This is a genomic window from Arthrobacter sp. HMWF013, from assembly GCF_003061105.1.
GTDB lineage: Bacteria > Actinomycetota > Actinomycetes > Actinomycetales > Micrococcaceae > Arthrobacter.
The window spans coordinates 1-13,308 of record NZ_QAIQ01000558.1 but is presented as its reverse complement, the minus strand read 5'-3'; the positions used below and the strand labels follow the sequence as shown (position 1 = coordinate 13,308).

The following is a 13,308-nucleotide window of genomic DNA, read 5'->3' as shown; positions in this document are numbered from 1 at the left end:
CAGGCTCAACCACCGGGATTGCGGGTTTTGTTGTTATGCCTGGGGCGTGAGGATTCGATTCAGGTCGCCCTGGGTTACCCTGCGGGTGCGGTCGAATTGGGGGTCGTTCCTCAGCTCTTTGACCAGGCCGACGCCGAGGAGTGCCACGATCACGGTGAAGGGCAGGGCTGAGAGCATGGCTGCCTGCTGGAGCGCGCCCAGGCCGCCGACGATCAGGAGCACTACGGCGCACAGGCCGGTCAGCAGGCCCCAGAGGGTCAGGACTGGCTTGGTCGGATTGAGTGTTCCGCGGGAGGACATCATGCTCAGGACGAAGGTGTTGGCGTCAGCGCCGGAGACGAAGTACATCACCACCAGGATGATGGCCACGATGGAGGTAACGCCGGGCAGGGGCAGTTCGGCCAGGGTGGCGAAGAACGCTGAATTTACGTCGTCGAGTGCTGCCGCGCCGATCTGGCCTCCGTTTTCCATGTCGAACTTGATGGCTGAGCCGCCAAAGATGGTAAACCAGGCGAAAAAGACCACGCTGGGGACGATCATGACGCCGGCGATGAATTCCCGCACGGTGCGTCCCTTGGAGATCTTGGCCAGGAAGACACCGACGAAGGCGCCCCAGCTGAGCCACCAGGCCATCATGAAGTAGGTCCACCACTGCATCCACTGGACGTCCTCCGGCGTGCCCGGAGTCAGGAGGCTGACTGCGAAGAAGCCACTGAGGTATTCGCCGAGCGAGCGGAAGAACAGGTTGGAGATGAAGTTGGTGGGCCCGGTAAACAGTACGTAGAGCCCCAGCCCGGCTGAGAGGACCATGGTTCCTTGGCTCAGGTATTTGACGCCGCGATTCACGCCGGAGAGTGCGGACAGGGTGAAGATCACGGTGATGACGGCGATGATGATGATTTGGCCGAAAAGGCTGGACGGAATGCCAAAGACCCGGTTTACTCCTTCGCCGATCTGCGAGGCCCCAAGTCCGAGGGACGTGGTAGTGCCGAAAAGAGTGGCGATGATGGCGAAGACGTCGATCATCTTGCCGAACCAGCCGTCCACCAGCTTGCCGAAAACGGGCCGGAGCATGGGCGATACCAGCCCGGGGTTGTTGCGGCGGTGGGTGGAGTAGGCGATGGCGAGGCCGAAGACGCCGAACACTGCCCAGGCGTGCGGACCCCAGTCGAAGTAGGAGAACTGCATGGCCCGTACCGCAGCTTCCATGGTCCCTGCCTGGGCCAGGCCGTGCGGTGGGGAAGCGAAGTGCGAGATGGGCTCCGCGACGCCGTAACTGATCAGGCCGATGCCCATGACCGCGGAGAGGATCATCGCCAGCCACGACCAGGTGCTGAATTCGGGCCTGGCATCGTCCGCTCCGAGCCGGATGCGGCCGAACCTGCTCAGGGCGATGTAGACGAGCAGGCCGATGCAACCGAGGGTTACCACCAGGTAGCTCCAGCCGACACTCTGCGCCACCCAGTCCATTGCCGCGGTCATGACACCACTGAGGCTGGTGGGGGAGAGAGAGGCCCAGGCGGTGAAGGCACCGATCAGACCGACGGAGGTCCAGAAAACCGCGCCGGGTTTGCCCCGGAGACGGTCCGCCGCGGCCATGGCTGTTTCGGGTACGGGGCTACCGCCGTTGGGGGAGGTAAGGATAGTGGGGCTTGCGCCGGTACCTGTGGTTAAGTTTTCCACTACGTCCTCGGGGTTCTTGGTGTGGGTCATTGCTACTCCAGATGCGACGTTGCATGAGGTGGGGTATGGGTCCCTCAGTGAATGTGAGGGATTGTGGCGTCCGTGGGCCGGCCGGGGGTGTCGGTCCGGGGCGCTGCTGGCACGTCGGTGTCAGAGTTCCTCGAGGCGCGCGCCGTCGAAGAAGTGGCCCGCCTTGTAAACCATGGGATCTGCTTCCGCAACCTCGGCATGCCGGACCCGGCCGACGAAGATCGTGTGCGTCTTGGCTTGGAAGCGCTCCTTGATTTCTGCTTCGAGCGAGGCGGAAGAGCCGTCGATAAGCGGTACGCCGTTGGGTCCTGCATGCCACTTGAGGTCTGCAAACTTGTCGGGGGTCTTCGAGGCGAAGGTCTTCACTGTGTCGAGCTGGTCGTTGCTGAGGATGTTGATCCCGAAGTGCGTCGACTGGAACAGTGCGGGGTAGGTGGATGAGGTCTTTTGGACGCAGACCAGGACGAGCGGCGGGTCAAGGGAAATCGAAGCGTAGGAGTTGGCGGCCAGGCCCTTGGGCGTGCCCTCCTCGTCCACGGTGGTCACCACGGTGACCCCAGTGATGAATTGCCGGTTGAATCCCTTCATGATGTCCAGCGGCAGGTTGCCGGACAGGTTATCGACCACGACTTCCGGCACGTCCTCCTCGAAGGCGGAGCCGAGGGATGGAATGCCGAGGTGGGCCAGGAGTTCGACGGCGTCCCACGTCACCTGCTCGTAGGCAATCCGGCCGTCCCTTAGCGTGAGGGCGTTCGAGCCCCGTGTTTCCACGACGCGGCCCGTGGCCGGCACTCCACGCAGGGGGTGGGTGAACGTCCCGGTCGAGGTCCAGAAGATGGCCATGTCATCACCGCTGGTGATGACCTTTTCAATGCGGGTGGAAAGATCCGGGAATGCAGCCCGGACATCGAGAATTTCCTGCTGCAGCTCTTTCAGCCCGGAAACCTTCTTGGTGCCGGTGCTCTCGCGCTGGTAGTCGGGGGTGACGATGGCGTCAAAAGCATTGACGTCGCCCTCGTCCCACGCTGCTGTCCAGGCGGCTGTCACGGTGTCATTGATCGTCTGTTGCATGCCACAACGGTAGGACGATGTGTGATCTGCGTCAATAGGAAAATCAGAAACGGCTGAGATGTAGGGGATTTTGCGCAATCCCTTGACGCCCGTCTTGTATGCATCGTAGGTTTGATGCATGCAAGAAGTTACCCAGTTGCGGAAAGACGCACAGACGAACGGTCACCAGGGCAGCCTCCTGGAGAAGCTGCGGAAGCTGGTGCTCAGCGGTGAGTTCCCTCCGGGGGCGCCCCTGCCGGAGCTCTTCCTGGCGGAGGAATTCGAGGTGAGCCGGACACCTGTGCGTGAAGCACTCAAGCAACTGGAAAACGAGGGCCTGGTAGAGATTCGGCCCAAGGTCGGGACTTTCGTCCGGATACCGACGCGCCGTGAAATCGTGGAGCTTTTCCAGTTGAAGGAAAGCCTTGAAGGCCTGGCCGCCAGCCTGCTCGCCCGGCGGGGCCCTGTCCAGGAAATGGAGATCCTCAAGCGCAACATCGAGGCATCCGAACGTGCCGAACGGAGTGCGGACAGCGCCCGGTACGCGGAACTCGTCCATGAGTTCCACTGGACCATCGTCAACGGGTCAGACAACTCAAAGCTCGTCGAGCACTACGGACGCCTGATGAACCAGCTTGCCTACCACCGCATTGTGCTCGAGACCGTTGAGCGTCCTGCCCGTATGCGGGCCTCCATCCGTGAACACCAGTCGGTGGTCGATGCACTCCTGGAAAAGGATCCGCTGGGTGCCGAACTGGCCATGCGCGGCCACGTCAACGCCTCAAGCCTGGCCGCGGCGCGAGGCGCGGACGCCGGGGCCGAAGCTTAGTTACCGAAAGGAACCCCATGACTGCCACCAACTCTCCCAGGGCCTCGACCGTGTCTGAGACCGCCTTCACCCCCCTTGCTGAGGGAACGGATCGGGCATCCGCCGTCGACGAACTCGCCCGGGAACTCGGGGTCCGAAAGATCACCGTCCTGACCGAAGAGATCCTCCGTGACGGGTCAGGTGCCCTGGCCAGCAGCGTGACAAGGGCGGCCGCAGCCGCCGTCATCCGCAACCCATGGAGCGGTTCGGCCGTCTCCACGGACCTGGCACCCGAAACCGAACGCATAGCTCCCGTCCTTGCGAAATTGCTTACTGACCGCCTCACAGCAGCCCTTGGTGGTGCCGGGGAGATCGAAGCATTCGGCAAATCGGCCGTTGTCGGTCTCAACGGCGAGGTTGAGCACGCCGCAGCGCTGATCCACACGCCCTACTTCGGGAACCTCGTCCGCGAGTTCCTCGAAGGCACCTCGATCCTCTCCTTCTCGGATGACCGGGCAGAGCCGGGAACCTCCATCGCGGTGCCGATGTGGCACAAGGAAGCCGCCTCCACCCGCAGCCACTACCAAACTTTGACGCTGACCCTGAGCGATGCACCCCATCCCAACGAGATAGTCATCGTCGCTGCAGCCTCTACCGGTTCGCGTCCCCATCCCCGCATTGGTGACCGAACAACAGACCGCCCCGTAACCGCTGAAATCCTGGAGGGAATCCTGCAATGAACATCCGCAAAATCGTTACCCTGTCCGAAGAAATCCTGACCGAAGGCGGCCGCCCGGTAACGCCCGGAGCCCGGGTCGCGATCGCCGTCGCCGTCGTGGAAAACCCGTGGGCCGGCCAAGGCTTCGTCGAGGATCTCACTGCCGGCATCGACGCCACCGCCTCAGACCTGGGCGCCCTCCTCACCCCCAAAGTCATTGAAGCCCTCGGCGCCCCCGTCGAGGCCTACGGCAAGGCCGCAATCGTGGGTATCGAAGGGGAGATCGAGCACGGCTCGGCACTGATCCACACCTTGAAGTTCGGCGACCACTACCGCAAGGCCGCGTCCGCCACCACCCTGCTGCCCGCCGTCGAAAAGCGCGCCCCTGCAGGAACAGTCTTCGACATCCCCCTGAAGCACATCACGGACGCCACCATCCGCTCCCACCACCAGAGTGTCGAGGTCAGGATCGCTGATGCCCCCCACGCCGGTGAAATCCTCATTGCCCTTGCGGCCTCAGCACAGGGCCGGCCACAGGAGCGCCTGGCACCCCTGTCCACGGAGCAATGACCACAATGCCCGAAACGCCCGTTGCCCTGCTGCACGGTGTCGGCCTCGACTCAACCATGTGGGGGCCCGTCCGGGATGCCCTCAAGCGTGATTCGGTCGCGATCGACCTGCCCGGGCACGGCCGGCAGGAGGCACTGACCCGACCGGCTTCGCTGGCGGATCTCGCCGCGGACGTGCTGGACCGACTCCCCCAAACGAGCCACCTCGTAGGGTTCTCCCTAGGGGCACTGATCGCCCAATACATTGCCAGGTTCCATCCGGACCGGGTGGAAACACTCACCTGCGTGAGCTCGGTCTGCCACCGGACTGAGGCCGAATCCCAGGCCGTCCTGGCAAGGCTGGCAGCGGCAGAATCGGACTTCGCCGCGACCGTCGAGGCCTCCATCGACCGCTGGTACACCGGCACCTCCGTACCCCGGGAAGTGGTGGAGGCTACCCGCCGCACCCTGGCGGCAAACGACGTCGCATCCTTTGTACACGCCTACCGCGTCTTCGCCGTCGGGGACGCGGTCATCGGTCCGGAACTGGCCCACATTAACGTGCCTACCCTGGCTGTCACGGGAGAGCTGGACCCCGGCTCGACGCCGGAGATGACCCGGCGGCTTGCGGAAGCCATTCCCGGCGCGAAGAGCCTCGTAGTGCCGGGTTCACGGCACATGCTGCCCGTCCAGGACGCTGACGTCCTGGCCGGAGCGATCAACGACTTCATCCAAGAATCCGAAGGAGAACGGGCATGACGCTTCGACTCGACCACTTCATCGGGGGTACCTGGTCTGCCCCCGCCGGCGGGGAATACTTCGCCAGCACCAACCCCGCAACCCTCGAGGTGCTCTACGAAGCAGCCCGGGGGACCGAGGAGGACGTCCGCCGCGCCGTGGCCGCAGCCAAGGAGGCGTTCGAATCCCCGCTGTGGCGGGACCTCACAGCGACAAAGCGCGGCCACCTCCTGCGCCGCCTCGGTGACCTGATCGGCGAGCACGCAGAAGAGCTCGCCCACCTCGAAACGCTGGACAACGGTAAGCTCCTGCGGGAGATGCGCGGCCAGCTCGCCAACCTGCCCGAATACCTCTACTACTATGCCGGGCTGGCGGACAAGGTCCAGGGAAGCCAGATCCCCACCAGCTCCATCACGATGCTGAACTACACCCAGCGCGAACCGCTCGGCGTCGTCGGTGCCATCACCCCCTGGAACTCACCGCTCACGCTGACCACCTCGAAGCTCGCCCCAGCCCTCGCCGCCGGCAACACCGTGGTCATCAAACCCAGTGAGTACACTTCGCGGACCATCCTGCGCGTCGCCGAGCTGGCATCGCAGGCCGGATTCCCCGACGGCGTGGTGAACGTGGTCACGGGCTTCGGCCAGGAAGCCGGTGCTGCTTTGGTCAGCCACCGCGACCTCGCCAAGATCTCCTTCACCGGATCCACCCAGACCGGTGCCCGCATTGCCTCGGAAACCGCCTCACGTTTCATCGGCTCAACACTCGAACTCGGCGGCAAGAGCCCCAACATCGTCTTCGACGACGCCGACGTGTCCAACGCCGCGATGGGTGTCATCGCAGGCATCTTCGCCGCAGCGGGACAGACCTGCATCGCCGGCAGCCGCGTCTTTGCCCACCGCAGCGTGTACGACGAGCTCGTTGAACGCGTAGCGGAGCGGGCGGCATCAATCATCATCGGCGACCCGCTCCTGGCCACCACCGAACTCGGCCCCCTGGCCTTCGGCGCCCAGCTGGAGAAGGTGAGCTCCTACGTCGACATCGGCATCAGCGAGGGCGCGACGGTGCGAACGGGAGGCGGGCGGCCCGACATTGACCTTCCCGGCTACTTCTTCTCGCCGACCGTCCTGACCGGCGTCGACAACAGCATGCGCGTGGTGCGGGAGGAAATCTTCGGACCTGTCGCGGCGATCATGCCCTTCGATTCCGAAGACGAAGTGGTGGGCCTGGCCAACGATACGGAGTACGGACTGGCCGCCGGCGTCTGGACCCAGAACCTGGCACGGGCCCACAGGATGGCCCGACGGCTAGAAGCCGGCACCGTGTGGGTCAACACCTACCGTGCGATGTCCCCGATGTCACCCCGGCAGGGATTCAAGAACTCCGGAGTCGGCATCGAGCACGGCCTTGAATCCATGCACGAATACACGCGGCTCAAGAGCGTCTGGATCAACACCGACGAAGGCCCCGTTTCGGACCCGTTCGTCCTGCGCAGCTAAAGGACCCCACATGCCACTAATCGAAGTGTCCATCGCCCGCGGCCGAAGCCCCGAACAGCTCCGCTCGCTCATTGATGAGCTCCACCGGGCGGCCGAGACAGCCGTTGGTGCGGTGCCCGAAAACACCACCGTCATCATCCGCGAGATCGAGCACGAACACTGGTCCCGCGGCAACCAGACCATCGCCGAACGCAACGCGGCCGCCACCTAGGCAGGCTGCAGTCATCAACCACGCGCCGGCGGACACCGCCGCAGAACGAAGGAATCACCAATGCGCTTTTCCCTCTTCGTCCACATGGAACGCTGGGACGACTCCGTCTCGTACCAGGAATGCTTTGAAAACCTGACCGAGCTCACGCTCATCGCCGAGGCCGGCGGCTTCAGCACAGTCTGGATCGGGGAGCACCACTCCATGGAATACACCATCTCGCCCAGCCCCATGCCCCAGCTCGCCTACCTCGCGGCGCGGACATCGAAAATCCGGCTCGGCGCCGGAACCATCATCGCGCCGTTCTGGAACCCGCTTCGCGTGGCCGGGGAGTGCGCCCTCCTTGACGTGATCAGCAACGGACGTATGGAGGTGGGCTTGGCCCGCGGTGCGTACCAGTTCGAGTTTGACCGCCTGATGGGCGGCATGTCAGCGGTCGACGGCGGCAAGCACCTCCGCGAGCTCGTCCCGGCTGTGCGCGCCCTATGGGAAGGCGACTACGAACACAACGGCGAAGTGTGGCAGTTCCCCACCTCCACCAGCATCCCCAAGCCCGTCCAAAAGCCCACCCCACCCATGTGGATCGCCGCCCGCGACATTTCCTCACACGAATTCGCCGTCGCCAACGGCTGCAATGTCATGGTGACGCCGCTGATGAAGGGCGATGAGGAAGTCGAGGACCTCGCCCGCAAGTTCGACACCGCGGTGGAGAACAACCCCGGCGTCCCCCGCCCGGACCTCATGGTCCTCCGGCACACCCACGTCCACTCCGGTGACGAACCCGAAGGATGGCGCCGCCCCGCCGAGGGCATCAACAAGTTCTACCGCACCTTCGACGCCTGGTTCGGGAACAAGACCACGCCCAAGAACGGCTTCCTCGAACCCAGCCCCGAAGAAAAATTTGCCGAGCGCCCAGAGTTCACGCCCGAGGCCCTTCACAAGACAGCCATGATCGGCACGCCCGACGAGGTCATCGAACGGCTCCGCCGCTACGAGGCACTCGGCGTCACAGAATTCAGCGTCTGGTCCGACAACAGCCTCACCCACGAGGAAAAGAAACGCTCACTCGAGCTTTTCATCGAACACGTCGTACCCGCTTTCCAGGAACAGCCCGCGTCCGTAGTGCACTAACGAGGGAAAATCCCGGCCAGGAAACCTGATTCATCAGGCTCCCTGGCCGGGATTTCCTTTTCTCCGACTGCCCAAGTTGCCCGCGAAGCAAGAGGATCTCTACCTCCGCAGCGCTTTTTTGGGTAGGCGCCTGTTGCTCCGATTCAGAATTGCGTAGGCATGAAATATCAGGCGATGCCTGGCTCTGGTGTCAGCTACGGGTGTGACCCACCTGGACAACCTTCAAACATGCCGCCGGGCTTGGTTCCAAGATGAAAGCGAACGTCGCTCTCACCAGTAGTTGGCGTTTGGTCACCGACTATTCGACATGGTGAAGTTGATCACAGAAGCTGGAACCATGGCCCGTACCCAAGGGGGAGAGTCCGTACTCTCCCGAGTAGTCCGCATTGTGGACGCTTTCCGGCCGGGTGACACGGCACTGAGTGTCACGGAGATTGCCAGCCGTTCGGGGTTGCATATCGCCACGGCCTCCCGCCTTGTGGAGGAGTTGACTGGTTTCGGCTGGCTCCAGCGAGATGATGACCGGAAAGTGCGCATTGGAGTCAAGATGTGGGAAGCGGTATCCAGGGCGTCGCCGACACTTAGCCTGCGGGAAGCGGCGATGCCGGTAATGGAGGATCTTCACGCCATCGTTGGACAGCATATTCAGTTGGGGGTCATGGAAGGCGATGAGGTGCTCTTCGTGGAGCGCCTCACTGCCCCTGGGGCGGTGATCAATTACACCCGCGTGGCCGGCCGGCTCCCACTGCACGCTTCGTCGTCCGGGTTGCTTTTGCTGGCCTTTGCTCCATTGATCCAGCAGGAGCGGATTATCAAAGGGCCGCTTGAGGTATTCACCGAGAGAACGATCAGCACTGCTTCCGAGTTGAGGGCCGCGCTGGCGGAGGTACGTCGGCAGGGGTATGCGCTGCTCGCGGGCAACATCCACCCCGACGTTACGGGCGTTGCCGTGCCCATTCGCGATCCCGCGGACAAGGTGGTTGCCGCCCTGGCGGTCATCGTGCCCAACGACGACGCTGCACGCTCACGCGTCGCCGTCCTGCAGGCCGCGTCAAAGGCCATCTCCCGCGCAATGAAATACCCGGCACCTCCGCCCACGTAGCCCTTCCGCGCTTGGACTCTCAATCATTGAGAATCCTATGGTGACCGGGGCCGAATGGAATTCACCATGGGGAGGAGAACACAGCGAGCAAAGGAGCCGAGATGTTCAGCCCGGGAACCCCCGATACCCATTCTTCACAGGTCAAGCTGACCGTTACGGCGAAGGTCAGGGCGGCCGAGGACGTTGTCGCCCTGACCCTTGCCCATCCTGACGGGCGCAGGCTGCCGGACTGGTCCCCAGGATCGCATGTCGATGTTGTCCTGCCCTCTGGAACCGCCCGCCAGTATTCGCTGTGCGGGGACCGATGGGATGCGCACAGCTACCGCATCGCGGTCCTGCACGATAAGGACGGCCACGGCGGATCGGCATTTATCCACGACGAACTCACCGAGGGGATGACGCTGGCGCTGGGCGGGCCCCGGAACAACTTCCGTCTCGTTCCTTCGGAACAGTATCTCTTCATCGCCGGCGGGATCGGCATCACCCCGATCGTTCCCATGCTGCAGCAGGCGGATATGCTCGGCGCCGAGTGGAATCTCCTCTACCTCGGCCGGTCACGAGGCAGCATGGCATTTCTTCACGAGCTTTCCTCCTACGGGGATCGCGTTCAGGTGCTGGCCAAGGACGAAGCCGGTCCGTGTCGGCTGGAGGACCTGATTGGTGGCCCGGCCCCGGACATAAAGGTGTACGCGTGCGGCCCACGCCGGCTGCTGGCCGCCGTCGAACAGCACTGCTCGGACTGGCCGACAGGCCTTCTGCGGGTGGAACACTTCACCGCCAGGGAACAGGGCGCGCCGGCCTTCGATGCTCCCTTTAACGTGGAGCTGGCGCGGTCCGGGCTTTCGGTTACCGTGACGCCTGACGTCAGCATCGTCGATGCTCTGCAAGGGGTCGGAGTGAACGTCCTGACGTCCTGCCGGCAGGGCACCTGCGGAACCTGCGAGGTGGACGTCCTGGCCGGCAGGCCTGACCACCGCGATTCGATTCTCAACGACGCAGACCGGGCAGCCGGGAACTGCATGTTGCCGTGCGTTTCGCGCTCCTGCGGGGACCGCCTCGTTCTTGATCTGTGACCCGCGGACAACCGCGAAAGGATAGTTATGACAACCCCCTCCATCCTCTCAACGCCGGTCAGCGACGTTGACCCCTTCAGCCCTGGCGTTCTGGAAGACCCTCTTCCGTTCCAGGCCGAACTCCGCGACGCCGGCGCGGTGGTGCACCTCAGCACTTATGACGCCTACGCAATGGGCCGCTATGAACAGGTGAAAGCAGCCCTCTCGGACTGGCAAACCTTTCAGTCCGCGGCAGGGGTGGGGCTGAGCAACTTCCGGTACGAAAAGCCGTGGCGGCCGCCGAGCCTGCTGCTCGAAGCCGACCCTCCCCACCACGACGCACCGCGCGCGGTCCTGTCCAAGATTCTCGGACCACGGGAAATCCGGCGGCTGGGCGAAGCATGGGCGGCTGACGCGCAATCACTGGTTGAGGATTTGCTGTCGAAGGGGACCGAGTTCGACGCCGTGGTCGACCTGGCAGCGGCCTTTCCCCTCCGGGTCTTCCCGGATGCGGTAGGAATACCCCAGGCGGGCCGGGAAAACCTCCTTCCCTACGGAGATCACGTCTTCAATGCCTTCGGACCCCACAACGAACTTGTCGCCAAGGGCGCACCACGCGTCCCCGAGTTGTCAGCCTCGATAGCCGCCCAATGCGCCCGCGGCGTATTGGCTCCCGGAGGATTTGGGGCTCAGATCTGGGCAGCCGCCGACAGGGGTGACATCACCGAAGCCCAGGCACCGCTGATCGTCCGATCGCTGCTCACGGCAGGGGTGGACACCACAGTGAACGGTCTGGCGGCGGTCCTTTACGCCTTCGCGACCAACCCTGACCAGTGGGCGCGCCTGCGCGAAAACCCCGCCCTGGCACGCACCGCCTTTGACGAAGCCGTGCGGCTCGAATCACCCGTTCAGACGTTTTTTCGAACCACCACGCGGGACATTGAGGTCGGTGGCACCTTCATCCCTGAGGGCAAGAAGATCCTCATGTTCCTCGGATCGGCCAACCGCGACCCCCGCCGCTGGGAGAACCCCGATGCCTTTGACCTGAGCCGGGACCCGTCAGGCCACGTCGGTTTCGGTTTTGGCATCCACCAATGCGTGGGCCAGCACATTGCCCGCATGGAGGCTGCGACCCTCCTGGAGGTCCTGGCACGACGGGTCACCTCCTTCAACATTTCCGGACCAACACGCAGACACCACAACAACACCCTGCGCGCCTGGGAATCCCTGCCCGTCAGTATCCGCACCGCCTGAGAGGCAGGCCGGACCTACCACCCGGGCATCGCCAATACCGCCACAATCATCGCAGCAACCAGGCGGCCATCAACGGCCGCTTCGTTCAGCGAGCCCTATTTACAAGGACGTAAACATGGACATACTCAACGAAGTCCGGACATCACCAATGAGCAGACTGCAAATCAAGGCAGTTGCCGTCGCCATTGCCCTGATGCTCATCGACGGAATGGACGTTGCCGTCACCGCTTACGCGGCTCCCGCTCTTTCCAAGGCCTGGAGCCTGGACCCTGTCACCCTCGGGTTTTTGCTGAGCTCAGGTCTCGTAGGCATGGCCGCTGGTTCCCTGTTTCTCACCCCATTCTCCGACAAGGTCGGTCGGCGCCGGATGATGCTGGTCGCCCTGGTGCTGGTCAGCGCGGGCATGCTGCTCTCTGTCTTCGCCGGCGACGTCGTGCAGCTCATGGCATACCGCGTCCTGGCCGGCCTTGGGATTGGAGGCATGATTGCCAACCTGAACGTCTTCGTCTCCGAGTACTCATCAGACAGACGCAGGGGGAGCATTTTCGGCCTCTACACTGCGGGCTTCGCCATCGGCGCAACCCTTGGCGGATTCATCGCCGGACCGCTTATTCCACAGTTCGGCTGGCGATCGGTGTTCGCAGCCGGCGCCGCAGCCAGCATCATCATGCTCGCGGTCACCTGGCGTTTCCTGCCGGAATCCCTCGACTACCTGCTCAGCAAGCGCCCACCCAACGCGCTGGAGAAGGTCAATGTCATCCTCGCTCAAATGCAGCGGCCAACCCTGACCGAACTCCCCGGCCTGTCCGGAAATCAGCGGGCACAAGGCAGCATCAAAGAACTGCTTTCCGGCCGGATGCTCATTCAGACCCTCCTGCTCTGGACCGGGTACGGGCTGATGATCGCAGCCTACTACTTCGCCAGTACATGGACACCCAAGCTCATCGCCGCGTCCTCAGGTGACGACAGCCTGGGTGTAACCATGGGCCTGGTCGTCAACTTCGGCGGCATCATCGGGTGCTTCATCTTCAGCGCCCTGGCCGTCTTCCTGCGCAGCCGCCACCTGCTCCTCGCATCCCTGCTGGTCTCCGCCATGATCTTTATCATTTTTGGCATCGCCTTCAATCAAACCTCTACTGCCATCATCATCGGTGCAATCCTGGGCGTCGTCACCTCGGCCAACGTTGCCGGCTTCTACGCCACAACCCCGGCCCTGTTTCCGGCCGCACTGCGGGGAACCGGAGTCGGTTGGATGGTCGGGATCGGGCGGCTGGTCTCGATCTTCTCTCCCATCCTGGCGGGATACCTGCTCGCCGGCGGCTGGAGAGCCGAGAACATCTTCATGCTGTTCGGGCTCCCTCTGATTGTTTCGGCGCTCTCCATGGCCGCGATATGGGCATCCGTGAAAAGCGAACCCGCAACGGAGCCGGGTCTGGCCAGAGTCTCCTGAAAAAAGATTCAAAGAAAGGGGCAAGCTCCAGCGGCGG

General features: G+C 63.5%; 13 protein-coding genes. 11 read left to right on the top strand and 2 right to left on the bottom strand.

The window, feature by feature from the left end:
• Positions 1–33 precede the first annotated feature (33 nt).
• Positions 34–1,713: a BCCT family transporter gene (locus DBR22_RS19170; protein ID WP_108600310.1), complete on the bottom strand. Its 1,680-nt coding sequence runs from the start codon at positions 1,711–1,713 to the stop codon at positions 34–36.
• A gap of 120 nt (positions 1,714–1,833) precedes the next feature.
• Positions 1,834–2,784, bottom strand: a complete 951-nt coding sequence (locus tag DBR22_RS19165; RefSeq protein WP_108600309.1) for a flavin reductase — start codon at positions 2,782–2,784, stop codon at positions 1,834–1,836.
• Between the two features lie 118 nt (positions 2,785–2,902).
• On the opposite strand from DBR22_RS19165, the gene DBR22_RS19160 reads away from it, so the two are divergent.
• The 11 genes from DBR22_RS19160 to DBR22_RS19110 all read left to right on the top strand — a co-directional run bounded on the left by DBR22_RS19160 (position 2,903) and on the right by DBR22_RS19110 (position 13,271).
• Positions 2,903–3,592 (top strand): GntR family transcriptional regulator, encoded by a 690-nt coding sequence (locus DBR22_RS19160; RefSeq protein ID WP_108600308.1) that lies wholly within the window; start codon positions 2,903–2,905, stop codon positions 3,590–3,592.
• A gap of 17 nt (positions 3,593–3,609) precedes the next feature.
• Positions 3,610–4,311: an amino acid synthesis family protein gene (locus DBR22_RS19155; protein ID WP_108600307.1), complete on the top strand. Its 702-nt coding sequence runs from the start codon at positions 3,610–3,612 to the stop codon at positions 4,309–4,311.
• Positions 4,308–4,859: an amino acid synthesis family protein gene (locus tag DBR22_RS19150; RefSeq protein ID WP_108600306.1), complete on the top strand. Its 552-nt coding sequence runs from the start codon at positions 4,308–4,310 to the stop codon at positions 4,857–4,859. Before DBR22_RS19155 ends, DBR22_RS19150 begins: the two co-directional genes overlap by 4 nt.
• A complete protein-coding gene (locus tag DBR22_RS19145) occupies positions 4,856–5,596 on the top strand; it encodes an alpha/beta fold hydrolase (RefSeq protein ID WP_181365249.1) in 741 nt (246 codons plus the stop codon). The genes DBR22_RS19150 and DBR22_RS19145 overlap by 4 nt, the downstream gene beginning before the upstream one ends.
• On the top strand, positions 5,593–7,074 hold the full coding sequence (locus DBR22_RS19140; RefSeq protein WP_108600305.1) for an aldehyde dehydrogenase: 1,482 nt from the start codon (positions 5,593–5,595) through the stop codon (positions 7,072–7,074). Before DBR22_RS19145 ends, DBR22_RS19140 begins: the two co-directional genes overlap by 4 nt.
• Positions 7,075–7,084: 10 nt before the next feature.
• A complete protein-coding gene (locus tag DBR22_RS19135; protein WP_108600304.1) occupies positions 7,085–7,285 on the top strand; it encodes a tautomerase family protein in 201 nt (66 codons plus the stop codon).
• A gap of 60 nt (positions 7,286–7,345) precedes the next feature.
• Positions 7,346–8,413 (top strand): LLM class flavin-dependent oxidoreductase, encoded by a 1,068-nt coding sequence (locus tag DBR22_RS19130; protein ID WP_108600303.1) that lies wholly within the window; start codon positions 7,346–7,348, stop codon positions 8,411–8,413.
• 337 nt (positions 8,414–8,750) lie between these two features.
• Positions 8,751–9,515: an IclR family transcriptional regulator gene (locus DBR22_RS19125; RefSeq protein WP_108600302.1), complete on the top strand. Its 765-nt coding sequence runs from the start codon at positions 8,751–8,753 to the stop codon at positions 9,513–9,515.
• Between the two features lie 101 nt (positions 9,516–9,616).
• A complete protein-coding gene (locus DBR22_RS19120; protein ID WP_108600301.1) occupies positions 9,617–10,588 on the top strand; it encodes a PDR/VanB family oxidoreductase in 972 nt (323 codons plus the stop codon).
• 27 nt (positions 10,589–10,615) lie between these two features.
• Positions 10,616–11,821 (top strand): cytochrome P450, encoded by a 1,206-nt coding sequence (locus tag DBR22_RS19115; RefSeq protein ID WP_108600300.1) that lies wholly within the window; start codon positions 10,616–10,618, stop codon positions 11,819–11,821.
• Between the two features lie 115 nt (positions 11,822–11,936).
• Complete coding sequence (locus DBR22_RS19110) at positions 11,937–13,271, top strand: MFS transporter (RefSeq protein WP_108600299.1); 1,335 nt, start codon at positions 11,937–11,939, stop codon at positions 13,269–13,271.
• Positions 13,272–13,308: the final 37 nt, after the last annotated feature.